General features: G+C 62.8%; 28 protein-coding genes. 10 read left to right on the forward strand and 18 right to left on the reverse strand.

The genetic code is table 11. From position 1 onward, the window contains the following. Positions 1 to 19: 19 nt before the first annotated feature. The 5 genes from NA8A_RS11985 to NA8A_RS12005 form a co-directional block, all read right to left on the reverse strand. A complete protein-coding gene (locus NA8A_RS11985; RefSeq protein ID WP_010336149.1) occupies positions 20 to 301 on the reverse strand; it encodes a helix-turn-helix transcriptional regulator in 282 nt (93 codons plus the stop codon). Positions 302 to 437: 136 nt separating this feature from the next. Next, positions 438 to 935: a DUF2285 domain-containing protein gene (locus tag NA8A_RS11990; protein WP_051017999.1), complete on the reverse strand. Its 498-nt coding sequence runs from the start codon at positions 933 to 935 to the stop codon at positions 438 to 440. Beyond that, positions 871 to 1,203, reverse strand: coding sequence for a transcriptional regulator domain-containing protein (locus tag NA8A_RS25465; RefSeq protein WP_240532777.1), 333 nt, complete (start codon positions 1,201 to 1,203; stop codon positions 871 to 873). The genes NA8A_RS11990 and NA8A_RS25465 overlap by 65 nt, the downstream gene beginning before the upstream one ends. 128 nt (positions 1,204 to 1,331) lie before the next feature. Further along, positions 1,332 to 1,607, reverse strand: a complete 276-nt coding sequence (locus tag NA8A_RS12000) for a DNA -binding domain-containing protein (RefSeq protein ID WP_009450554.1) — start codon at positions 1,605 to 1,607, stop codon at positions 1,332 to 1,334. 60 nt (positions 1,608 to 1,667) lie between these two features. Continuing rightward, positions 1,668 to 1,934, reverse strand: a complete 267-nt coding sequence (locus tag NA8A_RS12005) for a helix-turn-helix domain-containing protein (protein ID WP_009450555.1) — start codon at positions 1,932 to 1,934, stop codon at positions 1,668 to 1,670. A gap of 319 nt (positions 1,935 to 2,253) precedes the next feature. Between NA8A_RS12005 and NA8A_RS12010 the strand changes: the two genes are divergently transcribed. Next, entirely contained in the window at positions 2,254 to 2,574 is a 321-nt protein-coding gene (locus NA8A_RS12010) for a helix-turn-helix domain-containing protein (protein ID WP_009450556.1), read from the forward strand. Continuing rightward, on the forward strand, positions 2,552 to 3,793 hold the full coding sequence (locus tag NA8A_RS12015; protein ID WP_009450557.1) for a type II toxin-antitoxin system HipA family toxin: 1,242 nt from the start codon (positions 2,552 to 2,554) through the stop codon (positions 3,791 to 3,793). Before NA8A_RS12010 ends, NA8A_RS12015 begins: the two co-directional genes overlap by 23 nt. Before the next feature lie 94 nt (positions 3,794 to 3,887). Here NA8A_RS12015 and NA8A_RS12020 read toward each other — a convergent pair whose 3' ends face one another. Next, the gene (locus tag NA8A_RS12020) at positions 3,888 to 4,214 is read right to left on the reverse strand and encodes a DUF736 domain-containing protein (protein WP_009450558.1); all 327 of its coding nucleotides are present in this window, start codon (positions 4,212 to 4,214) and stop codon (positions 3,888 to 3,890) included. A gap of 566 nt (positions 4,215 to 4,780) precedes the next feature. Then, a complete protein-coding gene (locus NA8A_RS12025) occupies positions 4,781 to 5,221 on the reverse strand; it encodes a hypothetical protein (RefSeq protein ID WP_009450559.1) in 441 nt (146 codons plus the stop codon). Between the two features lie 232 nt (positions 5,222 to 5,453). Between NA8A_RS12025 and NA8A_RS12030 the strand changes: the two genes are divergently transcribed. Next, complete coding sequence (locus NA8A_RS12030; protein ID WP_009450560.1) at positions 5,454 to 5,954, forward strand: hypothetical protein; 501 nt, start codon at positions 5,454 to 5,456, stop codon at positions 5,952 to 5,954. Between the two features lie 32 nt (positions 5,955 to 5,986). Here NA8A_RS12030 and NA8A_RS12035 read toward each other — a convergent pair whose 3' ends face one another. The 11 genes from NA8A_RS12035 to NA8A_RS12080 form a co-directional block, all read right to left on the reverse strand. Further along, positions 5,987 to 6,913 carry a DUF2493 domain-containing protein gene (locus NA8A_RS12035; RefSeq protein WP_009450561.1) on the reverse strand — a complete coding sequence of 309 codons (927 nt, stop codon included), beginning with the start codon at positions 6,911 to 6,913 and terminating at the stop codon, positions 5,987 to 5,989. Between the two features lie 306 nt (positions 6,914 to 7,219). Beyond that, positions 7,220 to 8,257 carry a DUF7146 domain-containing protein gene (locus NA8A_RS12040; protein WP_009450562.1) on the reverse strand — a complete coding sequence of 346 codons (1,038 nt, stop codon included), beginning with the start codon at positions 8,255 to 8,257 and terminating at the stop codon, positions 7,220 to 7,222. Next, positions 8,257 to 12,579 carry a strawberry notch family protein gene (locus NA8A_RS12045; RefSeq protein WP_009450563.1) on the reverse strand — a complete coding sequence of 1,441 codons (4,323 nt, stop codon included), beginning with the start codon at positions 12,577 to 12,579 and terminating at the stop codon, positions 8,257 to 8,259. The genes NA8A_RS12040 and NA8A_RS12045 overlap by 1 nt, the downstream gene beginning before the upstream one ends. A 157-nt stretch (positions 12,580 to 12,736) precedes the next feature. After that, positions 12,737 to 13,381, reverse strand: a complete 645-nt coding sequence (locus NA8A_RS12050; RefSeq protein ID WP_009450564.1) for a hypothetical protein — start codon at positions 13,379 to 13,381, stop codon at positions 12,737 to 12,739. Next, on the reverse strand, positions 13,374 to 13,790 hold the full coding sequence (locus tag NA8A_RS12055) for a hypothetical protein (RefSeq protein ID WP_009450565.1): 417 nt from the start codon (positions 13,788 to 13,790) through the stop codon (positions 13,374 to 13,376). The genes NA8A_RS12050 and NA8A_RS12055 overlap by 8 nt, the downstream gene beginning before the upstream one ends. Positions 13,791 to 13,855: 65 nt before the next feature. After that, positions 13,856 to 14,404: a hypothetical protein gene (locus NA8A_RS12060; protein WP_009450566.1), complete on the reverse strand. Its 549-nt coding sequence runs from the start codon at positions 14,402 to 14,404 to the stop codon at positions 13,856 to 13,858. Between the two features lie 199 nt (positions 14,405 to 14,603). Beyond that, on the reverse strand, positions 14,604 to 14,768 hold the full coding sequence (locus tag NA8A_RS25265) for a hypothetical protein (protein WP_009450567.1): 165 nt from the start codon (positions 14,766 to 14,768) through the stop codon (positions 14,604 to 14,606). A gap of 417 nt (positions 14,769 to 15,185) precedes the next feature. Continuing rightward, positions 15,186 to 15,491 (reverse strand): hypothetical protein, encoded by a 306-nt coding sequence (locus tag NA8A_RS12065; RefSeq protein ID WP_009450568.1) that lies wholly within the window; start codon positions 15,489 to 15,491, stop codon positions 15,186 to 15,188. A 97-nt stretch (positions 15,492 to 15,588) separates the two neighbouring features. After that, positions 15,589 to 17,727 (reverse strand): ParB/RepB/Spo0J family partition protein, encoded by a 2,139-nt coding sequence (locus NA8A_RS12070; protein WP_009450569.1) that lies wholly within the window; start codon positions 17,725 to 17,727, stop codon positions 15,589 to 15,591. 124 nt (positions 17,728 to 17,851) lie between these two features. Beyond that, positions 17,852 to 18,247 carry a DUF2958 domain-containing protein gene (locus tag NA8A_RS12075; RefSeq protein WP_009450570.1) on the reverse strand — a complete coding sequence of 132 codons (396 nt, stop codon included), beginning with the start codon at positions 18,245 to 18,247 and terminating at the stop codon, positions 17,852 to 17,854. Beyond that, entirely contained in the window at positions 18,244 to 19,206 is a 963-nt protein-coding gene (locus NA8A_RS12080; RefSeq protein ID WP_009450571.1) for an ArdC family protein, read from the reverse strand. The genes NA8A_RS12075 and NA8A_RS12080 overlap by 4 nt, the downstream gene beginning before the upstream one ends. Positions 19,207 to 19,441: 235 nt before the next feature. On the opposite strand from NA8A_RS12080, the gene NA8A_RS12085 reads away from it, so the two are divergent. From NA8A_RS12085 to NA8A_RS12120, 7 genes are all read left to right on the forward strand, one after another. Beyond that, complete coding sequence (locus tag NA8A_RS12085; protein ID WP_009450572.1) at positions 19,442 to 20,035, forward strand: DUF6088 family protein; 594 nt, start codon at positions 19,442 to 19,444, stop codon at positions 20,033 to 20,035. Next, positions 20,028 to 21,044 carry a nucleotidyl transferase AbiEii/AbiGii toxin family protein gene (locus NA8A_RS12090; RefSeq protein ID WP_009450573.1) on the forward strand — a complete coding sequence of 339 codons (1,017 nt, stop codon included), beginning with the start codon at positions 20,028 to 20,030 and terminating at the stop codon, positions 21,042 to 21,044. Before NA8A_RS12085 ends, NA8A_RS12090 begins: the two co-directional genes overlap by 8 nt. Positions 21,045 to 21,064: 20 nt before the next feature. Further along, positions 21,065 to 22,374, forward strand: a protein-coding gene (locus NA8A_RS12100) for an IS3 family transposase (protein WP_086006164.1) whose coding sequence is annotated in 2 segments (ribosomal slippage) — positions 21,065 to 21,359 and positions 21,359 to 22,374 — 1,311 coding nt in all. Because the reading frame shifts where the segments join, the coding sequence is not laid out codon by codon here. Positions 22,375 to 22,546: 172 nt separating this feature from the next. Continuing rightward, the gene (locus NA8A_RS12105) at positions 22,547 to 22,951 is read left to right on the forward strand and encodes a Ros/MucR family transcriptional regulator (RefSeq protein ID WP_409529907.1); all 405 of its coding nucleotides are present in this window, start codon (positions 22,547 to 22,549) and stop codon (positions 22,949 to 22,951) included. Between the two features lie 79 nt (positions 22,952 to 23,030). Beyond that, positions 23,031 to 23,735, forward strand: coding sequence for a hypothetical protein (locus tag NA8A_RS25755; protein WP_425287023.1), 705 nt, complete (start codon positions 23,031 to 23,033; stop codon positions 23,733 to 23,735). 360 nt (positions 23,736 to 24,095) lie between these two features. Further along, a complete protein-coding gene (locus NA8A_RS12115) occupies positions 24,096 to 24,317 on the forward strand; it encodes a heavy-metal-associated domain-containing protein (protein ID WP_009450579.1) in 222 nt (73 codons plus the stop codon). An 86-nt stretch (positions 24,318 to 24,403) separates the two neighbouring features. Then, positions 24,404 to 26,353, forward strand: a complete 1,950-nt coding sequence (locus tag NA8A_RS12120) for a heavy metal translocating P-type ATPase (RefSeq protein WP_040672527.1) — start codon at positions 24,404 to 24,406, stop codon at positions 26,351 to 26,353. Positions 26,354 to 26,424 lie beyond the last annotated feature (71 nt).

Below are 26,424 nucleotides of genomic sequence, written 5' to 3' on the forward strand. Positions count from 1 at the left end.
CAGGGGGTGACAACCACGTTCAGCGCGTGATGCGCTTGGGCGAGGTGAACGCGGTCGGGGGCAAAGGTTTCGCCGGGAGAACCTGTCCACGCGGGTCCGACGTGGAAGTGACTGATCCGCGCGCAACCCAGGCTGCGAGATCCTCGACCGAATAGACAACGCGGCCGCCGAGCTTGTGATAGGCAGGTCCGGTTCCGTAGGTTCTGTGCTTTTCCAGCGTGCGCGCGGACAGGCTGAGGAAATCGGCAGCTTCCTTGGTGCGCAGGTAGCGTGGCGGCAAGGCGGCGAGATCAGGTCGCATGGGGTGGCCTCCGTGGTTGTGCAGGATGCCGCTGACGATCAACGGCATGACATGCGCACGGTGGCGAAGGCGCGGCGGCATGGGGGATGAGGAAGATCGAAGGGGTAAAATCCTCACCCTCGATCAGGCGTCAGCGTCAGGGTTTGCGACGATGACGCAGAAGGTCACGGTAGCCGCCGTCGATCAGAGTGGCGGCAGATCGGACAAGGGCGATAACAGAGGCGCGCAAAGCCGATGTCTTCCACGGTTCGGCCCGAACGCGCGCCTCTCCGTAGATGGCGATGGCAATCTCACGATAAGTCGCGTGGTTGGTGTTTCCGTCGGCGGCTTGCATCATCAGGCGGAACCGCCGGCGCTGATACGGCGTCATTCTGGGGTCGCGGCGCGCGGGTTTCCCGGCCAGCATGTGCCAGAGCCTGAGAATGGCTTCGAGCCGATCCGGCAGATTTTGGTCAATTGGCAGGATGATCGCCGGCTGCGAATTGGCATCGGTGTCGGCGAGGATCAGATATTGAATGCCGTCTCTGGCGTCAAAGACACCATATGTCCCCTCTGGTCCGCAGATGGCATCAGCAAGATCGACCGATAAGGCGGACGGAGAAGGCGGAAGAAAATCGGGCGCCGCCCCGAGCATCAGCACGTCCGGATTGGCAGCAGGCGACCAGATGACCGGTTGGTCGAGCGCGGAAAAGCAGGGGTCTGCCGGAAAATCGCAACCCCCAGCGATGTTGGACATCATCCGCAAAGGGAAGATGCCCGGTGCCTTGCGCTACAAGATCATCGAAACTGGCCTGATAGGAGGCGTTACGGCGCAGGCATTCCCAGGCGACGCCCTCAACGGGCAGCGCATCGTAGAATTCATACTGGTCCTGGTCTCGCCAGCGGGATGTATCCGGCTTCATTGCTCCGCTCCTGGTTGAAACTGCACAGGTGGAGCGTGAAAGAATTGCGGCACCTCTACCGAGATGGAAGCCGGAACGAAGACATGGGGGGATGCTCTGAGGGCATCACTGGTGCGACGGCGGCGAGGTCAGGTCCGATCTGTTGGATGACGCAGCAGCTGACGATAGCCGCTCCGTGTCATCCAGCGCGCCCGTGCCAGATGGCTGTCATGGACCTGCCGGGCGCGTTCAGGTTCCCGAACAGGGTCAATTCCGAACAGAACATTAACGGCTTCGGTCCATTCCGCCCCATCATCGGCGGCATCGAGCAGCCGCATATAGAGCTTGATATGCGCGCGGTCATATTCGGTCAGCTCGCAGCTAACAGGTGCAATATCGTTGAAGGGGGGAAGCGGGGATGTCATGTCGAGGGTCGCCACAGAGCACAGGCGGCCGCAGCGGATCGATGATGCCGCCCACGCCGGTCAGGCGTCTTGGTTCTGTCGGTGTCTCTTCTCGTCTTCCCCATGAACCAGCAATACTCCTTGCCCGCGATCCGTGGACAGGAGAACAATCCCTGCTGCTTCAAGCGCCCGGCGCACCTGATCCCGCGTTGTCTCATACACCTCGAGCCGGTTCTCGGACTCAAGGCGTTTCAGGGCAGTCAGCGATATTCGGGCCTTGTCAGCGAGCGTCTCCTGCGTCCAACCCAGCAACGCGCGTGCGGCCCGCGACTGTCGAGCGGTGATCATGCATGATCACCTCCCATCGCGACCGGCGCGCATTCCAGAACTACGGCTATTTTAGTCGCCTTCGCCCGATACGCCATACGAAATCGTCGAATCTGGCCAGGGCGTTATCTGCACGGCTGAGCATGCAGCCCGACTGATTCGCCTGTATGCCGCAATTGCAGCACTTGTGCTGGCCGTAGCGCCGACCAGCACAAGATGATCCCCAAACGCTCCAAGAGGAATGATCGTGATATGTTTGGAGATCATTTTCTTTGCGTTCTGCGCTGGATATGATACCCATCCAGATCAGTGCAGCAAAAATGATCTGTAAAGGCGTCACATGAAGGCGGAAGAAGAAACACTGAGGCTGATCGGCGACCATTTTCGCCGCGCGCGTCTTGCAGCGGGGTTGACCCAGGAGCAGGTGGCCGATCTTGCGGGCATTTCGCGCCCGCGCTACCGCGACATCGAGACGGGGGCGGCGGCTGCGCGCACCACGACATTGATCAACATTGCCAGGGCGCTTGGGCTGGAAATGATGCTGGTCCCGCAGGCGATGGTGCCCGCCATCGAGGCGCTTCTGCGCCCCGAGGCCGAGGATGATCATCCGGCCTTCAGCCCGCAACCGGAGAGCGACGATGACAGCCGTCCGTACCGCTGAGACCATCACCGCGCTGGACGTGTTCCTGAACAGTGCGAAGGTTGGCACGATCGTCAGGACGCCGGGTGATTTCAACGCCTTCAGCCTTGATCCAGCCTATCGCGCGACCGGCGGCATTCCGGTTCTGAGCCTGTCGCTGCGCGCGGCATCAGGGGGCCTGCGCAAGGATCCGCGACCTGTCGCAGGCAGCCTGCCGCCCTTCTTTGCCAACCTGCTGCCCGAAGACCGGCTGCGCGAGGCGATGGAAAAACACCATGCGGGCAATGTGCGGCCGGGGAATGATTTCGATCTCCTGGCCACCCTTGGTGCGGATTTGCCGGGGGCCGTTCGGGTGCTGCCCAGTGACGGCCAACCCGGCATCGGGGTGGCGCCACCCCAAGGACGGCCCAAGGCTCGCTTCTCGCTGGCAGGCGTGCAGATGAAGCTCTCGGTGATGAAGAACACCGGCAAAGGCGGCGGGCTGACCTTGCCGCTCGGGGATGACGAGGGCCAATATATTGCGAAATTCCCCTCGACCGCCTTTCCGGGCGTGTCCGAGAACGAGTTCGCGAACCTCGCGCTTGCCGAAGCCATCGGTATGAATGTGCCTGAGCGGGAACTGGTCAGCCGAGACCAGTTCGAGGGCATTCCCGAAGAGTTTGAAACACTTGCCGAGGGGCTGGTCCTGCTCGTGCGGCGTTTTGATCGCGGGGCAGACGGGGAGCGCATCCATATCGAGGATTTCGCGCAGGTTTTCGGCCTGTACCCGGCGCGCAAATATGATGGCGCCGCCTCCCACGACATCGCCTCTGTGCTGAATGTGGCAATCTCGCCGTTCGCCGCGCTGGAGTTTGTCCGGCGGCTGACCTTCTCGGTGGTCATGGGCAATGGCGACATGCACCTCAAGAACTGGTCACTGATCTATTCGGGCGACGGCGACACGCCCGCTCTTGCACCGATCTACGACATGCTTTCGACCATTCCCTATATTCCGGCAGATGGGCTGGCGCTGTCTCTGGGCGGCGAGCGGGCCTTCAAGGGCCTGGCCCCGGCCCGCTGGAAGACGTTTGCCAATCGGGCAAGGCTTCCCGAGCCTGCCGTGCTCAAGGCCGTTGTCGAGACGGTGAAACGCATCGATGCGAAATGGTGGACACTGCCGGAACGCGAGGTGGTCCCCCCGCCCGTGCTGGAACGGATCGACGCCCATGTGAAAACCATGATCCCGATCCTGACCGGCTGAGCAGTTCCAGCCCGGTCAGGTCACCGGGCCTGGCGGCTTTCCCGCGGGCACGGGAAAGGCCCCGACCTTGCGGTCGGAGCCTTTGTTCCGCGCCTCAGTCGCCGCGGCGACCGTTGGGGCGGGACCAGATGAGGGAGAAGGTTTCGCCGTCTTCTTCGTCGAAGAGGTTGGCGTAGATCGGAGCGTTGAAGCTTGGATCGTCCAGCTTGAGGCCCAGATAGTCGCGGCCCTCGTTGGAGCGCTTGGACCAGGCGGCGCCGATTTCAGCGCGACCGACCAGAACGCGGTGGCTGGGGGCATTCTCGCCGGTGGCGCGCAGGTCGGGGATGATGCGCACGCCCTTGGCCTGGACGCTGAGGGTGACGATTTCGCCGGTGAATTCGTTCGAGCCGGTCTTCTTGAAGGTGCCGATGGTTGCCATTTTAAGTCTCCGCTTTCCGTTTCCGAGCCCGCACCATTGCGGCCTCTATGGCGATCGACCGGCCGGAGACGAACGCTGGCGCACCCCAAAGGGGCTGGACAGCACAGGAGGAACTTTCTTGTTCCGCGCGGAATGGCGGCTTTGCCGGCAGGGGAAGAAAGTTGTGACGACGCTGTTGCGCTAAAGCGGTCGAAGCGCATCGCGCTGTTCTTCGGCCAGATCAGGCCATTGAAGAGGCCGTTTGGAGCGGTCGAGACACGGGGGTGAACGGGGACGGTGGCAACCTCGAGGCTCCATCAGGATGACCAGACCGGCGCACCGGCTTGTCTGGTCCCCCGCGTTTCAGGTCGTGCACATCCTTTTCTCCGGCCTGTGCTATCGGCATTGCCCCAACCGGTTTTCGGTCAGTCCTCGAATGCTGGCACTGACCGTCCTGCGCTCCTATGGACCGTGCCTGTGCCTCACGCTGCCCTGGGATCCACACGCTATCTACCCACCCGCCTCCTGACGAAGACGGCAGATGATCCGTATCCGCTTCTGGTCCTGCCTCTACGGGTCACTCCAGTTCAGGTGCGTGCAAGGTTCCCGTCCGCAGGGCCGGTTGCCGCCATGCCTGCAACGCGCAGGAACGCCGTCACGCCCACCGCGACCGCACCGACTACCGAAAAGATGATCTGCCACGTCTCGGACGGCATCATGTGTTTGACGATCCCGAGCGTAGCGTAAAACCCTGCCACGCCCGCCGGGGCAACGAAGGTCAAAGCGATCAGCAGCCGTGCCCAGATCGGACGAACCAGCATGAGCAGGCCCTGACCGACCGCCACTGTCAGACCCGCAGCGATAAGACCGATGAGGATGCCGCCAAGCCAGCCAGCGCCCGTGCCATAGGCCCATATGCCTGCGTTCAGGCCGATAAAGAACGGCAGGGCAAAAACGGCGAGATTGAACAGCAGCCAGCACATGGTCCCGATGGCTGCAATGGAAACAATAATTCCGAGAACGATCATGGTGGTGACTCCGTGCAAAAGGTCGGACGGCTGCGCCTTCCACCACCACCACCATGGCGCAATCACAGCATAGCAGCATTCCTCTCACCGCGCGAGAAGCGATGGCTTTCGAGGCCAGGCCTGTCCGAAAACTAGCAGGTTGAATGAGAAACCTTATGCGTCTGGTGGACCAGTATCTGCTGCACCTCTACGATGACCATATCGTTGGGCGGAAGGATGCGGGTTAAACTTTATGGCAGAAGTCGATTGGTCAGATCGGGCATTTTACGACGATGGCGAATGGGTAAGCTGGTCAGACATTGACGAACAGCTTCGCCACAAGGAATGGGGAGCGAAGTATCCAAACGCCATCCGATCAATGATCCCGTATTTTGAGGACCTGATCTCACTCGCTGAGAGCTACCATCTGGAGACGGGCCTGCATTTGTCCGTGTATGGCGACATCGGTGAGCTGTTCGGTGCCATCACCTACGGCATCAAGTTGAACAAGACCTACGCGCAGGGTTCGGACGGCAGGCTCGAAAACGATCATGTCGAAATCAAAACCATCACACCTTTCAAGACCAAGGACGTAGTGATGGTGGATACATCGAGGCATTTCAACAAGTTGCTCGTGGTCAAAATAAATGCGGAGTTCCAGGTCTCCGGGCGAATGGTCAGCCGCAAGCAATTGCCAAAGCGCTCAGGCCGTTATCTCCGGATTCGCTGGGAGGACCTGGCGCTCTTGCAGTAGTGCGCAATGGTGTTATGCCGAACCGGCAGCGCTCACGCGCTGCCGGTCCCGAAGCGATAGACTGGGATGCCCATCTTGCGGGCCTTGTCGGCAAGGTTGTCCTGAATGCCGGTGCCGGGGAAGATGATGACCCCGATCGGCATGATGTCGAGCATCTGGTCGTTGCGCTTGAACGGTGCTGCCTTGGCATGTTTCGCCCAGTCAGGTTTGAAGGCGACCTGTGCGACCTTGCGGTTATTAGCCCATGTGGCCGCGATGCGTTCCGCGCCCTTGGGCGATCCGCCATGCATCAGCACCATGTCCGGGTGCTTGGCGTGGACCTGATCGAGCTTGGCCCAGATCGTCCGGTGATCGGTGGTGTCACCGCCCGAGAAAGCGATTTTCGGTCCGGCGGGCAGCAGCACCTCGTTGTCGGCCCGGCGTTTTGCGGCGATGAAGTCGCGGCTGTCGATCATGGCCGAGGTCATCTGGCGATGGTTGACCCGTGAGCCGGAGCGTTGCGACCAGGGCGTCCCGGTGGTGCGCAGATAGATGTCGGCGGCGGTATCGCGGAAGGTTTCCATGCTGTCGCGGCGCTCGATCAGGCTTTGTCCCGCGCCGATCAGGGTTTCGAGCTGGACGGATTTGACCTCGCTGCCATCCTGTTCACGCTGAAGGCGCTTCTGTGCCTGCTCGTTATCGTCGAGTTTGGTCTCGATCCGCTCGACAGCGCGGTGGAAGGTGTTGACGGTGGACCAGAGGATCTCGTCGAGGTCGAAATCGAGGCTGGTGTCGGCCATGGTGGAAATCAGGGCGTCGAAGATGTCGGAAACTGCGCCCTGGATGACGTGATCTTCGGGTGTAATCCGGGGATCGGCCTCGTCTTCGGAGGGACGGTAGCCGTAGAGTTCGAGTTCTTCGATGGCATGGCCGGTCGGGGACGTGCTGTGATCGGGTTCGAAATCGTCGTGCGCGTACATGGGATGCTTCCGTCAGTTGGACCGCGACCGTCGCGGCCTTCATGGCGAGACACGCCCACGGGCGCTCCGGTCTGGCAGCGCGAGCCTCTGGCGAGGGCCTTGATGGCAAAGCCCGGCTGATTTGTTTCGCGCTGTAAAGGCGGGCTGCCCGCCGACGGAAATCAGTCGGGCGCCGCCATTGCCTGACCGGAGCGTTTGTGGGCCGATCGCCCTCTCGGAAGGCCAAGGCGCGGTCCTCTGCTGATGACAGGATGCAGCCTGCACGCATGACAGGATCGGAACGGTCCGATCACGGCCCCGTGCCGGCTATGCAATTGAAGCCATGAAGCGGCTGACGTCCTCGGGAGCGATTTGCACCCGGATCTCTGTCCGAACGGCATCCAGTCCATGAGTTGTGAGATCTTCGTTGAAGTCCCCCATCATGGGGGAGAGCGTGATGGTCTCGATCCCGACCTCGTGCGCCCGGTCCACCAGGCTATCGCGGGCGCTGTCACCTGCCGGATCGTTGTCGCGGACGATATAGAGCCTGCGCAGGTGCGGCGGGAACAGGATGGCAGCGAGATGCCCGGCCGAGAGTGCGGAAACCATTGGCATGGTGGGCAGAGCCTGACGCAGCGACAGGATGGTTTCGATACCTTCCCCCGCTGCCATGACATCCCGCACATCCCCGAAACGAACCGCATGTCCGAGCAGGTCGCCCATTGCCTTCCTCGGCGGATCGACAGGTGCCTTGCCGGAACCGTCAGGGGCCAGCCATGTGCGGTGCGCACCGGTAATCCTGCCACCGAAGTCGGTGACGGCGGCGATCATGGCGGGCCATGTTTCGGTCGGGCTATCGTCCTCGGGCCGCCAGTAGCAGCTGGGGTGGAAGCGCAGATTTGCGGTTTGGCGTAAATCCGTAATGCCGCGTCTGCGTAAATACGCTTCTGCGGTATTGCCGATTAGCGGCTGTGTCATGCACCAGAGACGACGTGCCGCCTCGGATGATCCCGATGGTGCAGGCGTTCGGGACGGACGGGATGGTGGCTGCGGTTCAGGATGCGGCAGGCTGAGGAAGTGCCGGGCTTCTTCGGCAACATCTGCGAAGTCGATCAAACCGAGCGAGTCCCGGATCACGTCGAGCAGATCGCCATATTCACCCGTGGCCGAGTCCTGCCATTTCCCGGCAATGCCCTTCACGCTGTCGTGCAACCGGACGAACATCGAGCGGCCAGCCGTGTTTCGGACATCGCCAACCTGCCAGTAATTGCCCTGTTTGCGGCCATTGGAGAGATAGTGGCGGCACACCGCCTCGGCCTGTCGGCCGAGACGCTGCGCCAGTTCGGAAGCGTTGAGACGCGCCATTATGCGGCCTCCCGCTCACCGATGCGCAAGGCCGGGAAGCGGTCAAGCAGTTTGCCGATGATCTCCGACCCCGTTGCATCGACGGGCACGAAGAAGCGCAGTTTCCACGAGATGATCTCACTGAAGAGGCCATAGGCTCGCAGCCGGTCACGCATCGCATCGGTAAAGCCGGTCAGTTCGATCCGGTTGGCGCCCATGACGCGGACGCGGCGCAGTTTCAGCCCTTCGGCGAGATCAAGGATCGTGCGACCTTCGATCAGCGCGGCATAGGCGGCATCCGGTGTCAGGCTGTTGGTGACGCCACTGGTCGAAGCATTGGCGGCCCAGGCCGGCGATACCCGGCGACCGATGATGCGTTCGCCCTCGTCGGTCTGGAGCCGATAGACGCGGGCGGAGTCCTGCGGCAGGCGTTTCCAGATCGGCAGAAGCAGCCCTGTCACCATATGCAGGATGCTGTCGGTGAACTCCGGCACCTGGGCCAGTTCCGCCTTCCAGGCTGTGGTGAAGGCGGCACGGTCAGCCTCGATCCAATGGGTCTCGCCCATCGCCCGCACCGGAATGTTCATCGCTTCCATCGGCCGGATCAGCCGCACGCGCCTTTCGATCTCACCATCATCCAGCATGACGCTGGTGGTCGGGACCTGAACGGCAGCGCGACCGGATCGCTCGTTGATGAGCAATCTTGCGCGGGGATCATCCAGTTCCGCCAGGGCGGCATCGAGCGTAACCGGCTGATTGCGTTTGCGCTCGGTGAGCGTCAGGAGCCGGGTTTCCGCCCCGGTGCCGGGATGGGTGTGGATGACCTGCCGGTCTGTGACGATGAAGCTTTCGGCCTTCAGCGTCTCCAGCCCCATGTCATAGGTGCCAGATGCGATTGCTCCGTCGATCCGTGCCTGCAGAAGCTGCTCGAAGGCCGAGAACAGGATGCCCTGCAATTCGATGGTCAGCGCCAGCAGGCGGTTGAGGAAGGTGGTGATCGGCGGCAGTTCGTCCTTCACACCGGTGCTGTCCATCAGCTTCAGGCTGGTGGCGGATTCAAACCGTTCGAGCGAGCATCCCTCGACCTTCCCGCGCACGATGAGCAGATAGAGCTGGCGCAGCGCATCGCGGGCATAGGCGGATTCCAGATTGTCCTCGGGACGGAACAGCCCCTGACCGCCTGTCTGGCGCTGGCCGCGTGTAATCGCTCCCAGCGTGTCGAGGCGGCGGGCGATGGTCGAAAGGAAGCGCTTCTCGGCTTTGACATCCGTGGCAATCGGCCGAAACAGCGGCGGCTGCGCCTGATTGGTCCGGTTGGTGCGGCCCAGCCCCTGAATGGCGGCATCTGCCTTCCAGCCCGGCTCCAGCAGGTAATGCACGCGCAGCCGCTGGTTTTTCGCCGAGAGTTCGGCGTGATAGCTGCGCCCCGTACCACCCGCATCCGAGAAGATCAGGACGCGCTTCTGGTCATCCATGAAGGCCGAAGTCTCTGCAAGGTTGGCGGAAGGCGCACGGTTCTCGACCGCAAGGCGGGCCGATGCCCCGTCGCCCTTGCGCACGATCCGGCGTGAACGCCCTGTGACCTCTGCCACCATATCTGTGCCGAAACGCTGGACGATCTGGTCGAGCGCACCGGGGACAGGCGGAAGCGAACCCAGCTGCTCCAGCATCTCGTCGCGCCGCGCCACCGCTTCGCGGCATTCCACCGGCTGACCATCGCGGAAGACGGGGCGTGACGACAGGTTGCCCTCGCCATCGGTAAACGGCTCATAGAGCTGCACCGGGAAGGAATGCTGCAAATACGAGCCTACATATTCCCTCGGCGTGACATCGACGGAAATATCGTTCCATTCCTCGGTGGGGATCTCGGATAGCCGGCGTTCCATCAGCGCTTCGCCGGTCGAGACGATCTGGATGACGGCCGCATGGCCCGCTTCAAGATCGGCATCAATGGACCGGATCAGGGTCGGGGTTTTCATGGAGGTCAGCAGATGGCCAAAGAAGCGCTGCTTGGTGCTTTCAAAGGCCGAACGGGCGGCGGATTTGGCCTGCCGGTTCAGCGTCCCATCGCTGCCGGTGATGTTGGCGGCTTCCATCGCCGCGACCAGGTTTCCATGAATGACAGCGAAGGCGGCAGCATATGAGTCGTAAATGTGCCGCTGTTCGTCCGTGAGCTGATGCTCGATCAGTTCATATTCGACGCCATCATAGGAGAGTGAGCGGGCGGTATAGAGGCCGAGAGATCGCAGGTCGCGGGCCAGGACCTCCATGGCCGCAACGCCACCGGATTCGATCGCCTCGACGAACTCGGCGCGGGTCTGGAACGGAAAGTCCTCACCGCCCCAGAGGCCGAGGCGCTGAGCATAGGCGAGATTATGGACGGTGGTGGCGCCAGTCGCCGAGACATAGACGACGCGGGCGTCGGGCAGCGCGTGCTGAAGCCGCAGGCCCGCACGTCCCTGCTGCGAGGCGGCGACATCACCGCGTTCACCTTTTCCGCCACCGGCATTCTGCATGGAATGGCTCTCGTCGAAGATAATGGCTCCATCGAAATCGGACCCCAACCATTCGACGATCTGCTTGACGCGGGAAACCTTCTCGCCCCGGTCGTCGGAGCGTAGCGTGGCATAGGTGGTAAAAAGGATGCCTTCCGACAGCGTGATCGGCTTGCCCTGCGGGAAGCGTGACAGAGGCGTGACCAGCAGCCGTTCCATGCCGAGCGCCGACCAGTCGCGTTGCGCGTCCTCGATCAGCTTGTCGGATTTGGAGATCCAGATCGCCTTGCGCCGACCGCGAAGCCAGTTGTCGAGAATGATGGCGGCGGACTGGCGACCCTTGCCAGCGCCGGTTCCATCACCGAGCATGAAGCCCCGGCGAAAGCGGATCGATCCGGCAGCATCCTCGGGCGCGGCACTCACATTGTCGAAATGCTCGTCCACGGTCCATGCACCCGCGAGATGATCGGCATGGGCTTCACCAGCATAGATCACCGTTTCAAGCTGGGCGTCCGACAGACGCGCGCAGATGTCAGCGGGCAGCAAAGGCCGGTAGGAGGGCTTCGGCGGTGCGACCGAGGCCATGGCTGCGGATTGCACAAGCTTGGTCGGATGCGGCTGCGCGCCAGCAATGCGTAGCGATTGCGGCGTATATTCCTCATAGATGGCGTCGGACAGGCGAGCGCCTTCCGGTTGCGTCCAGTCCACGGTCTCATAGGCGAGTTCGGCGCCCTCGGGATCGTTAGCGAGAGCAGCGGCAGGTCGTGCCGCTGTCGCGCGGGTCAGATAGCCCCGCACGGTTTTCGGCGCGGCGGTCGAAGCAGGCACCACGATCTTCGGCAATGATACCGGCGAACGCTGCGGGACATGCGCCTCGATCCAGCCGATCAGCGTGGCAACATCGGGAGCGATGCCCGGTGAGGCCGGAAAGATGCCAGGATCGTCGGCGGGCAGTTTGTCGATCACGGTCAGCCGCGTGTCGATCGTGGTGCCGTGCTTTGCATAGACCGCACCATCGACGGCAGCGCTGAACACCACGCGGCCACGGGCCTGCAAGCGGATGAAGGCGTCTCGCCATGCCGGAGCTTCGGGGCCAAAGCCAGCGCCGGTGATCGCCACGAGGCGGCCGCCGGGAGCAAGACGAGACAGTGCCGAGGCAACATGGCGGTACGCGGCATCGGCCATGCGACCGCTGACATTGGCCATGACCGAGAATGGCGGGTTCATCAGCACCACGGACGGGACAGCATCCGGAGCCAGATGATCATCGATCTGGGCGGCGTCGAAGCGGGTGACGGCAAAAGCCGGAAAGAGCTCGGCAAGCAGATCGGCGCGGGTCTCGGCCAGTTCGTTGAGGATCAGCGAGCCACCGATGGTCTGCGCCAGGATCGCCAGAAGGCCGGTGCCCGCCGATGGTTCCAGCACCCTGTCATCGGGCGTAATCGCGGCAGCCGTCAGAGCGGCAAGGCCGAGGGGGATCGGCGTCGAGAATTGCTGGAAGTTCTGGCTTTCCTCGGAACGCCGGGTCTGCGTCGGCAATAGTCCGGCGATCTTTGCCAGCACGGAAATCCGTGCAGCCCGAGACGCTGCTTTACGGAAAAGCGCCTTTCCGTATTTGCGCAGGAAGAGAACTGTGGCGACCTCGCACGCCTCATAAGCCATCTTCCAGTCCCACGCGCCGGTAGCATCGGATGCGCCGAAGGCCGTTTCCATAGCACCGCGCAAGGTGGCGGCATCGACACGCTGACCCCGTTCGAGATGGGGGAGCAGGAGATTGGCCGCAGCCAGGATCGCAGGCGTGGCCGCCAACGGTGTGACCGGATCGGCTACGGGGAAAACCATGTTCATGTCGGGAACCTCAGGAGAGCGGGAAGGACAAGCCCGGACAGCGCTCTCTCTCGACCACCCGGACCTGACCCTTTCCGGCCCACCTCTCACTCTCAAAGCGCAGCATGAAAAAGCGCCCCGACCGGACGGCGGGGCGCTTGTCAGTGTCTTCTCGGGATCATCCGAAGCGGCGACCGGCTTCGGTGAACGTGTATTCATTGGCGGCGATGGTTTCATCGACCGCTTCGTCCGAGGACAGATAGTCATATTCGCGCTCAAGCTGGCGGTAGAGCCAGCGGGCCAGATCGCGCAACGCCTCGATGATCGTCTTCTCGGCATCAGCGGTCATGTCCTGCCAGGTCGGGCTGTCGCGCTCGACCGAGATCGACATGCAGTATTCGTGATAATAATGGCCGCGATGGCTCGCCTCTGCGCGAATCTGATAGAAGTTTCGGCGCTGGATCGCCTGAAGGGCATCGGCGATGCGGTGCAGTTCGGTGTCCTGCGGGGCGTATTCCCGGATCAGGTGCGGCGCCTGTTTGCGGTAGGAATAGAGAGATTCGAAGCAGGCACCGTCCCCTTGTGACCAGAAGCCCCGGAACCAGATGCACGGTTCCTGCCGTGTGCCGCCGTCCATCAACCGGACGGTGCGGGTCTTGAGGTTGAGCCCGAGGATTTCGGCGATGCGCTGGAAATCCTCATAGACGGCATCGTACCAGTCATAGTCGAAGCCGCCCTCACGATACCAGGCGCGGGCCTTGTCCTTCGCCGCGTCGGAAAGTTCTCCCAAGCGATAGACGGTGGTTTCGATGATCTCAGGCATAGGGATCTCTCCCTTCCAAAACTGAGGAAAGCCAGCCGTCAGTATAGATCCAGTCCACTGTTTCGCCGGTGGCAAGATCGAGGACATGCGCACCACCGCCGAAGCCGTCGATTCTCGGCCTGGAACAACTGTTTGCGTATTGAAGGCCCCATAGGCCCGTCAGGCGGAATTCAGTGGCGCAGCGTTTGACGAACTGGATGACATGCTCGGGATCGCCGGTGACATCATCACGCATCCAGAGCTGTGTGCCACCATGTTCTGGCTGGATGGAGAGCAGGAAGCCATCCGAGGGCGGATCTTCGGCGGCATTGTCATCCGCCAGAGCGTTGTAGAGATCAAGCGCGCGGGCAGCGTTTTCGGGGGTGCCTACGTCGAGGAGGCAAGAAAAATGCGTGTAATAGTCGGGCATGGCGGTCTCCAGACATGACATGGCCCGGCGTATGGCCGAGCCGAATGGGATGGAAAGGGTTAAGCTCAGGCGGCCTGCGGCAGGCGGAGCAGATCGGCCGAGGTTTCGCGCCAGAAGGGATCGACCAACCGGGCCTCCAGCGCAGCGGCGCGATAACGCAGCCGTCTCGCATCACCGGGGTCCGAGGCCCGGAATGCCATACCGCGCAAGCGGCTGGCCTCGGTCACGATCCTGCGTGCCTCGGCATCGGATGCGACTGGCTGTTGCCAGAGGATAATGCCGGCGCGGATTTCACCGGCGAGGACCAGGCGCTGATCTCGGTCCTGAATGAGCATGATGCGCGGCTGAAAATACGGAAAGCTGTCCGGCCCCGTGCGAATATCACCGCGCGACAGGCGCAAGGCTGCGGCCTGGATGGCCTCTTCCGGTGACGGGCATTCGCCAAGCGGGATCACGCGGTCAAAACCGTTCGCCGCGTCACTGGCGTCATAACTGGCCACGCCAAGGCATGAGATACGCAGCGGCAGCTTTTGCGACCGATAAAGCGCGGGCAGAACATCGGCAGCCAGAATCTGGCCGATGGAACGGAAGGTTTCGGAACGGGCAAAGGTCATCGGGATCACTCCATGACGGGCGCCGGTGAGCCTCTCTCTCCGACCCTCAACCCGTCACGGCCGAACGGCCCGCACTCTTCCTCTCTGACCGGGCTCGTTCCCGGTTCCGCTGCCGGCGATGGGAACCATCGCGAGGCGCTGAAGGCCCGAAGCGCGGGCTGCCGCGCTCGGGCCGTCGGGGATGAGGCGCTTTCGCGCCTTATTCCCACGGGTCCAGCTCCAGCTTCACCATGTCGTCGTCGCCGTCGAACTCGGCGGCAGGGCACGCGGCGTGGGTGCCGTCTCCGGCCTGGAACACAACGATCGAAACCATCAGCGTGGCGGCAAGGCTGGCGGCGAAGGCGGTGGCATCTGCATAGGACATGGGTTCCGGCTCCTGTCTTTGGGAGGCGGGGGACCATCCCCCGCGCGACAGGCGCCCGAAGTGTCTGACCGGATCTGCAATCACCCGAGGGCGTTCGGACTTTTCCCGAATCCCCGAGGGCGGCACGCGCGCGTAAGCCGACCCCTTTGGGGTTGAATGTCAAAGAGACGGATCGGACCAAGGTTTGCGAATGGAAGCGGGGGTGGTTTTTCGCATCTGACAGGATGCCGGATACCCGTCGCAGATGCTCTGCCGCGTCAGCCTTGCCACCATGCTGGCATCAGGATCGTGTTCCTTCAGGCCAGAGATGGCTGCCGCTTGTCCTGATCGGGATGGCGGATTGCATGGTGAAGCCGGATTGGGCCCGTCCGGTGCAGACATCCCATCCTCACGGCCAGAGACCCTGCGATCGGGTCTTCAGCTCCAAAGCCCATCGGCAATTTCGCGGGCAACCATCGCGCGGGCTTTCATCATCAGATCGTCGCCCGATGTATCGATGTGACCATAGAAGCGCGCACGGCCGCCATGGGCAGTCCATTCGGCATAGCGGCAGTATTCACGGGCATCGAGCCGGAAAACGCGCATATCTTCGGCCCAATGGGGCTTTGGCTCCACAACAACGGTCATGCCGTCGCGGCTTTCCTCCCAGGGCAGTGTACGCTCCAGCGGACGGTTTTCCCGATCCTGAGCAAATATTTCATCAACGTCGATGCTGGCAGCCATGGCGGCTCTCCAAAGAAAAAGCCCGATCACGAGGATCGGGCGAGTTACGGAAACGGAGCGGTTAGAACGGGGCGACCGAAGCCGCCCCGCATGAGTGCTATTCAGCAGCGACCATATGCTGTTCTTCCTCATCGTCAGCGGGGTCGTCCTCGCCATCGCCGGAGAGGAAATCGGGCAGATTGTCGGCTTCCGCCGCAGTGCCCGATGCCGGGTCGACTTCGATACCCTCGTCCGCCATGCGCAGCGGCTCAGGCAGCCAGCCGGTTTCCGCCAGCAGGCGTTCGGCTTCCTTGGCCATGTCGCCCTTCTTGAGATGTCCGATCAACTCGGCGGCCCGGTCTCCGGCCCCTTCACGTACAGCTTCAAGGATACGCGGCTTGGTCACGCGGCCGAGATAATTGCCGACCGTCGGCCGCCAGCCCACGGCCACCATGTCGAGGCCGGTCGAACGGGCCAGCCGGTCAGCCTGCGACAGGCGGATGTCCAGCCCGTGCTGGCTGACGCCCGTGCCGCTGTAAGGGTTCGGCTTCTCATAGAGCGCATTGACACCGAAGCTGACGCAATGGGCGAGTAACTCCATGCGCGAACCATCGTCCAGATCGGTCAGCCAATCCCAGAGGGCGGCATCGTCTGCCGGGACATGATCGCACCAGCGTTCGTGGCGGTCAGCGATAGCCTTGGCCGACGCGCTGTCGCGCAGATCCTCGGCCTGTGCGGGCAGATGAACCTCCCGGACCTGGGCTTCGAGGCATCCCTTGCTGGAATGCGGCATGAAGCAATCCATGGCCAGCCTGTGCAGCAGTGCCGTCATAGCGACATGCGGGTTTACTGCCACCGCATCCCGCAGCGCCAGCGTGCGATGCGCGGTCAGCTCGCTGACCAGGCGATCGGGCAGCGGCTTGATGATGTCGGCCTCGTCTTCCTCCTCAGTTTCGACCGCCTGGCCGCCCAGCGTGATAACTGCACCCATGCGGCTTACCTCCGGTTCTGACCGCTGGATCACCTCGCCGGTTTCCGGGTCAACGATTTCAGCTTCCGGTTCCGCAGGCGTTTCATCTTCGGCGCGAACATAGCCGCGCTCGATCAGCAATGCGCCATCGGCGTCGATGCTGATGAAGACACCCGCCATGCTGATCTGGTCCGGCTCGAAGGTCATCGGACGGCGCTCGAAGGTTTCCAGAGCCAGTTCGATCTCACCCAAGCGGGCGTCGATCTCGTCAGGCAGCTCGTCCGCCTCGCCATATTCGACTTCAAGCCGGTCATACTCGTCGCGCAATGCTTCGCGGGTGGCGCGTTCCTCTTCGCTCAGATCGACCGTGGTGCCGACAATCTGGCGTAGGCCATGGTCGTGACCATAGGGGAAGGTGATGGCGACCTCGATCCATTTCCAGCCCTCGGCGGCGATGGCTTCGCCCTCGGCCTTCAGTTTTTCGCCCACCAACCGGTCGAGCAGCACCGGATCTTGCAGCCAGCCACCATTGTCCTGCTGAAAGAGATCACGCAGCACGCAGCCGCCAGCCTCTTCATAGGCATCGATACCAACGAACACCGCCCGTTTGTCGGCGGCGCGGACTGTGGTTTCGGTCAGCAGGCGTCGGATGTGGTAGGGTTCCTTCTGCCAGCCATCCCTGATCGCTTCCCAGACCTGCTCCTGACGGGCATGGTCAGAACTGACGCTGAAGGCCATGAGTTGTTCCAGCGTCATGCCGTCCTCGGCATAGACGTCGAGCAATGCCGGTGAGACGGAAACCAGACGCAGGCGCTGCTTCACCACCTTGGCATCCACAAAGAAGGCGGCGGCGATGGCTTCCTCGGTCATGCCCTTTTCGCGCATGGCCTGGAAAGCGCGGAACTGATCGAGCGGATGCAGCGGAGCGCGCTCGATATTCTCGGCGAGCGATACCTCGTCGATCAGCACATCGGCGCTGGCCTCCGACACCACGCACGGGACCGGCGCACTTTTGGCGAGGCGCTTCTGCTTGACCAGCAGTTCCAGCGCCCGGAACCGGCGACCGCCGGCGGGCACCTCGAACATGCCGGTTTCCTTGCCCCCGGCATCCACCACCGGACGGACATGCAGGGACTGGATCAGGCCGCGGCGGGCGATGGACTCGGCCAGTTCCTCGACCGAGATGCCGGCCTTGACGCGCCGGACGTTGGACTGGCTGAGCACCAGCTTGTTGAAGGGAATGTCGCGCGAGGACGACAGGGTGATCTTCTGAACGGCAGTGGCCATGTCAGTGACTCCATGACGGACGCCGGTGAGCCTCTCTCTCCGGCTATCAGCCCGTCACGAAGCGAAGCGCCGCCCTCTTCCTCTGAAGAGAGCGACGCCAGCCGCAGAACCTGAAACCCGGAAATCAGGCACTCCGGTTTTCTGTATCGGCGGATGTGCGGGAAAAGCTCGCGCCGACGCCGTAGAGCAAACGCTCGGCGGCGCGGATGCTGCCGGTCTCACGGGCGGCCTCGGCCCAGACCGAGATCGGGAAATCGCCGGTGAACAGCAGATCGCGCTCGATGACCATGCCAAATGGCAGCCGGACTGACTGCATCTCGCCAAGGCTCCACGAACCCAGTTCGGGATGGCCGAGATCCGCCAGGCCGAACATGATGTCGCCATCCTCATCCAGCTCGGTAGCGAGCCAGACGCCTTCACCGAGGGGATTGAAGAACTTCACGACCGGGATGTGATCTTGATCGCGCTGGCGACCATTGGCCAGCAGGCGGTCCTGCTGTGCGCCTGTCAGGAGGATCATGCCGCCGCCCTCCGGTCGGTTTCGCTCGCATCCGACTCCCCGGTGTCTTCGGCAAGCAGATGCGACAGCAGCCAGTCCGCCGCCTTGCTGGCCTGCGAGGCCGCGCGGACAATCGCGCGGGAATCCTCGCGCATGACCTCCAGCCACGACCCGATGTAATCGGCATGGCGGACGGTCGGCATGATCCCGAGCGCGGCGCAACTGAAGGCCGCGGTCTGTTCGGCAATCATTTCCTCGAAGGCGTATTTCTTCGAGCCGAACGAGCCGGTCAGATCGCGGTTGAGGCGGCTGTGATGGCCGCTGGCGTGCCCCAGCTCATGCAGGGCCGTCCTGTGCCAGTTGATCGGCTCGAAATAGGCTTGCGGAGGCGGCACCTGCACATAGTCGAGCGACGGCATATAGAAGGCGCGATTGCCGCCAATACGGAAGTCAATGCCGGTAGCCCGGATCAGCGCCTCGACCTGAGGTTCGATAAGGCCCGGCGGCGGTGGCGGCGCGACTGCCGTGATCTCATCGGGTAGGCCATCGCATTGCGCGGCGTTAAAGACCGTGAACCGCTTCAGGAACGGAATGGCATGCGCATCCTCACCCGTTTCGCGGGCACGGCGCTTCTCGTCCTCGGGGGTGAAACGGTCGGCATAAACGACAGTCGTGCCACGCTCGCCCTTCCTGACATTGCCGCCAAGCGAAAGCGCCTGGCGGAACGTCAGCCACGCCTGAGCGGGGAAACCATGCTGGATGACAGCCCCCCAGAGGATGAGAATATTGATGCCGGAATAGGACCGGCCGGTTGAAGCATTTCTCGGCAGGCCCAGCGGGGCGGTATCAGGCGACGCACCCCAAGGCTGGACCCATGGCAACCGCCCTTGCTCCAGCTCGGCGATGATCTTGTTGGTGATGTCGTCGTAAAGGTTGCTGCGCGCGCCACCTTCCGCGAGGTTACGACCCTGTCTGGCCATCGGGATGATCTCCGCGACGGGTGCCGGAAGCCTCTCCTCCAGCTCTTAACCCGTCACGGAAAATCCGCCCGCACTCTCACTCGGAAGGGGGCGTTGCGGGGATCTCCCCGCAGAAGGGGTAGGTAGAGACCAAGGCTCGGCCGCAGGGGAAGGCTTTCCCCCTATTCGGTATGTTCCCCTGCGCTTCCTTGAAAACTGTCAGAAACTCGCGTATATTTCCAACAGGAGAAAGACGATGACACGGCTGACCGAACAGATTCTGGCACATGCGACGGGACTTCCCGAAGGGATGCCCGTGTCCGCCAAGGGCCTGCTCCACCTCGGAAACCGGGCGGCCGTGGATCAGGCATTGTCGCGTCTGTCCGAGCGCGGGCAGCTCATCCGCGCCGGTCGTGGCGTCTATCTGCGCCCCATCGCCAGTCGGTTTGGCACGCGCGCACCTTCGGTCGAGCAGGCTGTCGAGGCCCTCGCGACCCAAAAAGGGGAGATCATCGTCTCGAACGGAGCCGCCGCGGCGAACGCGCTTGGCTTGACGACGCAGGTGCCCGTCCGCTCGGTCTATCTGACCTCCGGACGCAGCCGAAAGATACACCTCGGCAAGCAGGTCGTCGAATTGCGGCACGCGCCGCGCTGGCAACTGGCCCTGGCCAACCGCCCCGCAGGCGAGGCCGTGCGGGCGCTGGCCTGGCTCGGCCCCGAAAAGGCGGAGGCCGCGCTCACGACCTTGAAGCGGAAGATGCCGCCCGGCGTGTTCGGCGAACTGGTCGCCGCCGCGCCGCAGCTTCCGACATGGCTCGCGCAGAGCGTCGGAAAGGCGGCCTATGGCTGACGTTTTCCTCCAGCTTTCGGCCGAGGATCGGCGTGACGCGTTGAGCGTCGTCGCCGACCGTTCGGGTCGTCCCACCCATCTTCTCGAAAAGGATGTGTGGGTGGTGTGGGCGCTGGCGACCCTCTACGCGGCACCGCTCGGCGAGCATCTGGTGTTCAAGGGCGGCACGTCGCTGTCGAAAGCCTATCAGGTCATTCGCCGGTTTTCGGAGGACGTGGATCTGACCTACGACATTCGGGCGATTGCGCCCGATCTGGTCGGGGACAATGGCGAGGGTCTGCCGAAGACACGAAGCGAGGAAAAGCGCTGGTCCAGCGAGGTCCGTCGGCGGTTACCGGCATGGGTCGCGGACACCGTGCAGCCTGTGATCGAGACCGCACTGGCCGTCGAAGGTCTGGCGGCGGCCGTCCGGGTCGAGGATGAGAAGCTCTTCATCGACTATGAGGCGACCGCAGCCGGGTCCGGCTATGTGGCTCCAAGCGTCATGCTGGAGTTCGGCGGGCGCTCGACGGGCGAACCCGCGAGCTTGCGCGACGTCGTCTGCGACGCGGCCGGCCTGATCGACGGCCTGGTGTTTCCGACGGCGCGGCCGCGCGTCATGCACGCGGAGCGGACCTTCTGGGAGAAGGCGACCGCCATCCACGTCTTTTGCCTCCAGGAGCGGCTGCGCGGCGACCGCTTCGCGCGACATTGGCACGATGTTGTCCGACTGGACGAAGCCGGCTTTGCGGAAGCCGCTTTTGCCGATCGCGACCTGGCCAACGCTGTCGCCCGGCACAAGTCGATGTTCTTCGCAGAGAAGGCTGCCGACCGCACGCCGATCGACTATGCAGCGGCTGTCAGCGGCGGCTTGCAACTCGTGCCGGTCGGCGATGGCGCGAAGGCGTTGGAGGATGACTATGCCCGCATGGTTGAGGATGGACTGCTCTTCGACGACGAGGAGCCGTTCGAAGCGCTCATGGCGCGGTGCGCTGATATAGCCGCGCGCACGAACAGAGCAGCCAAGTAAGAAACTGGGAGGACCGGGGTGTGGTCAAAGACATCCGCCGGGCGACACGGCGGCACTTTTCATCGGAAGACAAGATCAGGATCGTGCTGGATGGCCTTCGTGGCGAAGACAGCATTGCCGAGTTGTGCCGCAAGGAGGGGATTGCGCAGAGCCTCTACTACACCTGGTCGAAGGAATTCCTGGAAGCCGGCAAGCGGCGACTGGCAGGCGACACGGCCCGTGCTGCGACGACCGGTGAAGTGCAGGACCTTCGTCGCGAGACCCGCGCGCTGAAGGAGGCAGTCGCCGACCTGACGCTGGAGAACCGTCTGCTCAAAAAAAGCATGATCGCGGATGGGGGCGACGACGAATGAGATACCCCGCATCCGAAAAGCTCGAGATCATCAAGATCGTCGAGCAGTCGCACCTTCCGGCGAAGAAGACGCTGGATCAGCTCGGCATTGCGCGGCGCACCTTCTACCGCTGGTATGACCGCTACGTCGAAGGCGGCCCGGAGGCGTTGGAGGACCGTCCTTCCCGGCCGAACCGGGTGTGGAACCGCATCAGCGCCGAGGTCCAGAGCCAGATCATCGACATGGCGCTGGAACAGTCCGAGCTGTCACCACGTGAGCTGGCGGTGCGCTTCACCGATGAGAAGCGCTACTTCGTGTCCGAGGCGACCGTCTATCGCCTGCTCAAGGCCCATGACCTCATCACCAGCCCGGCCTTCGTGGTGATCAAGGCCGCCGACGAGTTCAGGGACAAGACCATGCGTCCCAATGAGATGTGGCAGACAGACTTCACCTACTTCAAGATCATCGGCTGGGGCTGGGTCTATCTGTCGACCGTGCTCGACGACTTCTCCCGTTACATCATCGCCTGGAAGCTGTGCACGACCATGCGGGCCCAGGACGTGACCGAAACGCTGGAACTGGGCCTTACGGCTTCAGGCTGTGACAGCGCCAGGGTGTTGCACAAGCCAAAACTGCTCAGCGACAACGGGCCGCCCTACATCGCCAGCGAACTCGCCGAATGGATCGACGCCAACGGCATGAGCCATGTCCGCGGCGCTCCGCTTCATCCGCAGACCCAGGGCAAGATCGAGCGCTGGCATCAGACGCTCAAGAACCGCATCCTGCTGGAGAACTACTTCCTGCCGGGCGATCTCGAACGCCAGATCGAAGCCTTCGTCGAGTATTACAATCACCGACGCCACCACGAGAGCCTTGGCAACGTGACCCCGGCCGACGCCTACTTCGGCAGGGCCTCTGCTATCATCGAACAACGAGAAAGGATCAAACGACAGACGATCGAGCTCCGGCGCTTGCAGCACCGCAAACTCGCCGCTTAACATCAACCAAAGATCGAGGCCGACACTCCGCTAAATCAAGCAGCCATCAGCGCCAAATGTTCTGACGACGGACAAGAGGCGGGTCACTTCTCGGCGAAAATCCCGGGTCAGCTCTCAGCGGAAATCAACAGACAGGCTAATCGAGCTGACCGCAGATGTCGTTTCGGCCTATGTGTCGAACAATCCTGTACCTGTCGCCGAATTGCCCGGCTTGATCTCCAGGGTGTATACGAGCCTGCTGCAGCAGACCGATGTCCCCACGGAAGTCGTATCAGAATCCAAAAAGCCCGCAGTCCCAATCAAGAAGTCGGTGACGCCGGACTACATCGTCTGTCTCGAGGACGGAAAACAGTTCAAATCCCTGAAGCGCCACTTGTCGACCCACCATGGCCTCACCCCGGACGAATATCGTGCGAAATGGGGCCTGCCGGCAGACTATCCGCTGGTCGCGCCAAACTACGCCGCAGCGCGTTCCGCACTGGCAAAATCGATGGGATTAGGACGCAAGCCAAAGCCCGTCGAAGAACCGCCAGCGGCTCCTGCCAGACGGAAGAGACTCGGCCTCAAATTCTCATAGGGCCTCTTTCGACCGTTCCCCAGGTTGCACCGGAACAACTCGCCGCCCCATTTGCGCGATTCAATAGATGCCGTCCTGAATGCACCGGCGCTTCTCCATCGCGAACGGTGAGCAGGGTCAACGGCAGTTCGAAGAACAGACCACCGATGACCCGCACCACTACGGCACCGATGACGAATGTCAGATTCTGAAGGGCAATCCCAGCCGTGCGGCAGGAAGGCCGGTGCGCATCGGGGTCTTCACGTCATCTCCTAGTAAAGAGCTGCCCTCTCGCGGTTCGGTGCGGGAGGGCAAGCAGGAACACCGTTCATGGATGTTGTCGCCGCAAGTCACTGCTTGCGCAACGGCGTTATTCGGTGGTCTTGCCGTCGAAGTGTTCATGCGCGGCGTCGGCTTCAGCCTTGGTTGGATGAACGACACCGTCGACGTGCTCGGGAGGGCTGTAGATCGTATAAAGCTTCAGCGGCTCATTCCCGGTGTTTTTGACGTTATGCCGCGCACCGGCCGGTACGATCATGGCCATATCGGCCCTGATCCTGCTCACATTGCCGTCGATCAGGATTTCGCCTTCGCCGTCCTCGACACGGAAGAACTGATCGCCGTCGTCGTGAACCTCTTCGCCGATCTCCTCGCCGGGCTGAAGCGCCATCAGCACGAGCTGCATATTTCTTGCCGTATAAAGAACACGGCGAAAATCCGTGTTTCCTTCGGTCAGTTCCTCGATGTCATCAACAAATCCACGCATGATATGCTCCATTTCATTGGTTTATTGCAAAAATGTTAGCTCGTCGTTGATCTCACTCAAGTCTCCCCATAAGACTTTCGCATATGGTCGTGTCGCCGATGCGACTTTGGTAAGAGTATCCTCAAGCTGTCCTTCCAGCAGCGGCGCGTCCACATCAAAGCATCCGCCAGGGAATCGAGACTTGTCGACCTGTGCATTTACGCACGGAAATCCCTTTGGTTTAGGCGGCAATTCCACCACAGCTCCCCATGTCGTCGCCCGACGAACCAGAACCAAGGCAGCGGCCTGTGCATTCATGCAAGCCTGGCTTGCCGGTTTCACCAATCGCAATGCGGGGTCAAACCCTTAGATCAATGAGGCAGGGGACACCCCTTCCCCACTATCGAAAGGAACCCGATCATGACCCAGAAAACCATCCTTCGCAGCGATGAGCTTTCCTGCCCCTCCTGCGTACCCAAGATCGAGAAGGCGCTCAACGCCCTTCCCGGTGTGGCAAAGGCCGAGGTGCGCTTCAACACCGGCAAGATCGAGGTCGAGCACGACCCCGCGCAATCGAGCGTTGAAGCGCTGGTCGAGGCAGTGCGTGGAACCGGCTACGAGGCGCGGCCTGCCGCCTTTTGATCGGCACTCCGCCTTTTTCGCCGCGCCGCGTGCCGGCGCGGCAGGCACGCTTTTCCGACATGGATGAAGATGAAAGGAGCGAGGAGATGAGCAATCTTGTCAGCAGGATCAAGAGCGCCTTCGTGCATCCGGCACGGCGGCGTTTCTGGCTGACGGTCGGCAGCGGCGGGTTGATCGCGGCCGGTCTTCTGGCGCGCTACGGCTTCGGCATGGTCGAGGCATGGACCGCGCTGATGGTCGCGGCCGCATTTCTTGCCGGCTCCGACATCGCGATCCGTGCCTGGCGCTCGCTGCGTGTAAAGCATTTCAGCATCGAATTGCTCGTCACCGTCGCGGCGGTCGGCGCGCTCATTATTGGCGAAGTCTGGGAGTCGGCGGCCGTCACCTTCCTGTTCATGTTCGGCGGCTGGCTGGAGGCGCGCACCATGGGGCAGACCCGTGGCGCGCTGAAGGCATTGCTTGATGCCGCGCCCGCCACCGCGACCGTGCTGCGCGACGGCGATCCCGTCGAGGTGCCGGCGCATATGGTCCAGCTTGGCGAGACCGTGCTGGTCAGGGCCGGTCAACGCATCCCGGTGGATGGTGAAGTAACCGAAGGCACCGCCGCCGTCAGCGAGGCGGCGATTACCGGTGAGCCGATGCCGGCCGAGAAAGCGCCTGGCAGCCACGTCCATGCAGGAACGATCGCCGAGAACGGGTTGCTGCGCATCCGCGCCACCAATGTCGGCGCCGACACCACCCTTGCCCGCATTATTCAGCGCGTCGAGGAAGCGCAGGAGGAAAAGGCCCCGAGCCAGCGCATGATCGAGCGCTTTGCGCAATGGTATACGCCGTCGATCATCGGGCTCGCGGTCGCCGCCTTCGCGGTGACGCAGGACATCCGCCTGGCGCTGACGCTGCTGGTCGTCGGTTGCCCCGGCGCGCTGGTCATCTCGACGCCGGTCTCCATCGTCGCCGGCATCGGCCGGGCGGCGCGCAGCGGCATCCTGATCAAGGGCGGCCAGCATCTGGAAAGTGCGGGCCGCATCGATACGCTGGCGCTCGACAAGACCGGCACGCTGACGGAAGGCAAGCCGCAGCTCGCCTCTATCGTCGCGCTCGGCGGCATTGCCGAGGCCGAGTTGCTGCATCTGGCTGCGACCGCCGAGACCGGATCGACCCATCCGCTCGGCCGTCCGATCGTCGAGGCCGGCCGCAAGCAGGGGCCGCTTTCCACGCTCGAATCGCTGGAGGAACATGCCGGCATGGGCCTGAGCGCCCGCATCGACGGCCGCATCATCGCCGCCGGCAACCGGCGCCTCATGGACACGCTCGGCATTGCGCTGGGCCAGGAGGGCGAAGCCGCTCTGGACCGTCTGCTGTCCAATGGCCAGACGCCGATCCTGGTGGCGCGTGACGGGCAGTTGATCGGGATGCTGGGCATGTCCGACATGGCCCGTGAAGGCGCGGCGGAAGCCATCACCCGGCTGCGTAACATCGGCATAGGCCGTGTGGTCATGCTGACCGGCGACCAGCATGGCGCAGCCGAAGCCATCGCCCGCGAGGTCGGTATCGACGAGGTCCATGCCGGGCTGATGCCCGAGGACAAGCTGGAACTGATCCGGAAGATGAAGGCGGATGGCGCGCATGTCGCCATGGTCGGCGACGGCATCAACGATGCCCCCGCTCTTGCCGCCGCCGACACCTCGATCGCCATGGGCGCCGCCGGCAGCGACGTCGCCATCGAGACCGCCGACATCGCGCTCCTGAAAGACGATCTCGGCAAGATCCCCGAGGCGATGGCGATCTCGCGCGCAACGCTGGGCAATATGCGCCAGAACCTCGTCATCGCACTGGTGACGGTGGCCGGACTGCTGGCGGGCGTGTTCTCCGGCAATGTCCATATGGCCGGCGGCATGCTGGTCCACCAACTTTCGGTGCTGATCGTCATCGCCAACGGCATGCGCCTTCTGCGCATGCCGAAGACGACCGCACCCGGCGGGAGGGCCTCAAAGGTCGCCACCGCCCGGCCCGCAACTGTGGCCGCGCGAGGCTGAAGCCTCCTCGCAGACCCCGCAGCGATGCGGAGTCTGTTGTTTTTGCGACGTCAACCCTGTCTCATCGCTCG

The organism is Nitratireductor indicus C115, assembly GCF_000300515.1.
In the GTDB taxonomy this organism is placed as follows: Bacteria; Pseudomonadota; Alphaproteobacteria; order Rhizobiales; family Rhizobiaceae; genus Nitratireductor; species Nitratireductor indicus.

What these genes read in the sequence shown, in the direction of transcription:
- NA8A_RS11985 (WP_010336149.1), bottom strand. Translation starts at nt 301, where the DNA reads ATGCGACCTGATCTCGCCGCCTTGCCGCCACGCTACCTGCGCACCAAG.
- NA8A_RS11990 (WP_051017999.1), bottom strand. Translation starts at nt 935, where the DNA reads ATGCTCGGGGCGGCGCCCGATTTTCTTCCGCCTTCTCCGTCCGCCTTA.
- NA8A_RS25465 (WP_240532777.1), bottom strand. Translation starts at nt 1,203, where the DNA reads ATGAAGCCGGATACATCCCGCTGGCGAGACCAGGACCAGTATGAATTC.
- NA8A_RS12000 (WP_009450554.1), bottom strand. Translation starts at nt 1,607, where the DNA reads ATGACATCCCCGCTTCCCCCCTTCAACGATATTGCACCTGTTAGCTGC.
- NA8A_RS12005 (WP_009450555.1), bottom strand. Translation starts at nt 1,934, where the DNA reads ATGATCACCGCTCGACAGTCGCGGGCCGCACGCGCGTTGCTGGGTTGG.
- NA8A_RS12010 (WP_009450556.1), top strand. Translation starts at nt 2,254, where the DNA reads ATGAAGGCGGAAGAAGAAACACTGAGGCTGATCGGCGACCATTTTCGC.
- NA8A_RS12015 (WP_009450557.1), top strand. Translation starts at nt 2,552, where the DNA reads ATGACAGCCGTCCGTACCGCTGAGACCATCACCGCGCTGGACGTGTTC.
- NA8A_RS12020 (WP_009450558.1), bottom strand. Translation starts at nt 4,214, where the DNA reads ATGGCAACCATCGGCACCTTCAAGAAGACCGGCTCGAACGAATTCACC.
- NA8A_RS12025 (WP_009450559.1), bottom strand. Translation starts at nt 5,221, where the DNA reads ATGATCGTTCTCGGAATTATTGTTTCCATTGCAGCCATCGGGACCATG.
- NA8A_RS12030 (WP_009450560.1), top strand. Translation starts at nt 5,454, where the DNA reads ATGGCAGAAGTCGATTGGTCAGATCGGGCATTTTACGACGATGGCGAA.
- NA8A_RS12035 (WP_009450561.1), bottom strand. Translation starts at nt 6,913, where the DNA reads ATGTACGCGCACGACGATTTCGAACCCGATCACAGCACGTCCCCGACC.
- NA8A_RS12040 (WP_009450562.1), bottom strand. Translation starts at nt 8,257, where the DNA reads ATGGCGCGTCTCAACGCTTCCGAACTGGCGCAGCGTCTCGGCCGACAG.
- NA8A_RS12045 (WP_009450563.1), bottom strand. Translation starts at nt 12,579, where the DNA reads ATGAACATGGTTTTCCCCGTAGCCGATCCGGTCACACCGTTGGCGGCC.
- NA8A_RS12050 (WP_009450564.1), bottom strand. Translation starts at nt 13,381, where the DNA reads ATGCCTGAGATCATCGAAACCACCGTCTATCGCTTGGGAGAACTTTCC.
- NA8A_RS12055 (WP_009450565.1), bottom strand. Translation starts at nt 13,790, where the DNA reads ATGCCCGACTATTACACGCATTTTTCTTGCCTCCTCGACGTAGGCACC.
- NA8A_RS12060 (WP_009450566.1), bottom strand. Translation starts at nt 14,404, where the DNA reads ATGACCTTTGCCCGTTCCGAAACCTTCCGTTCCATCGGCCAGATTCTG.
- NA8A_RS25265 (WP_009450567.1), bottom strand. Translation starts at nt 14,768, where the DNA reads ATGTCCTATGCAGATGCCACCGCCTTCGCCGCCAGCCTTGCCGCCACG.
- NA8A_RS12065 (WP_009450568.1), bottom strand. Translation starts at nt 15,491, where the DNA reads ATGGCTGCCAGCATCGACGTTGATGAAATATTTGCTCAGGATCGGGAA.
- NA8A_RS12070 (WP_009450569.1), bottom strand. Translation starts at nt 17,727, where the DNA reads ATGGCCACTGCCGTTCAGAAGATCACCCTGTCGTCCTCGCGCGACATT.
- NA8A_RS12075 (WP_009450570.1), bottom strand. Translation starts at nt 18,247, where the DNA reads ATGATCCTCCTGACAGGCGCACAGCAGGACCGCCTGCTGGCCAATGGT.
- NA8A_RS12080 (WP_009450571.1), bottom strand. Translation starts at nt 19,206, where the DNA reads ATGGCCAGACAGGGTCGTAACCTCGCGGAAGGTGGCGCGCGCAGCAAC.
- NA8A_RS12085 (WP_009450572.1), top strand. Translation starts at nt 19,442, where the DNA reads ATGACACGGCTGACCGAACAGATTCTGGCACATGCGACGGGACTTCCC.
- NA8A_RS12090 (WP_009450573.1), top strand. Translation starts at nt 20,028, where the DNA reads ATGGCTGACGTTTTCCTCCAGCTTTCGGCCGAGGATCGGCGTGACGCG.
- NA8A_RS25755 (WP_425287023.1), top strand. Translation starts at nt 23,031, where the DNA reads ATGCACCGGCGCTTCTCCATCGCGAACGGTGAGCAGGGTCAACGGCAG.
- NA8A_RS12115 (WP_009450579.1), top strand. Translation starts at nt 24,096, where the DNA reads ATGACCCAGAAAACCATCCTTCGCAGCGATGAGCTTTCCTGCCCCTCC.
- NA8A_RS12120 (WP_040672527.1), top strand. Translation starts at nt 24,404, where the DNA reads ATGAGCAATCTTGTCAGCAGGATCAAGAGCGCCTTCGTGCATCCGGCA.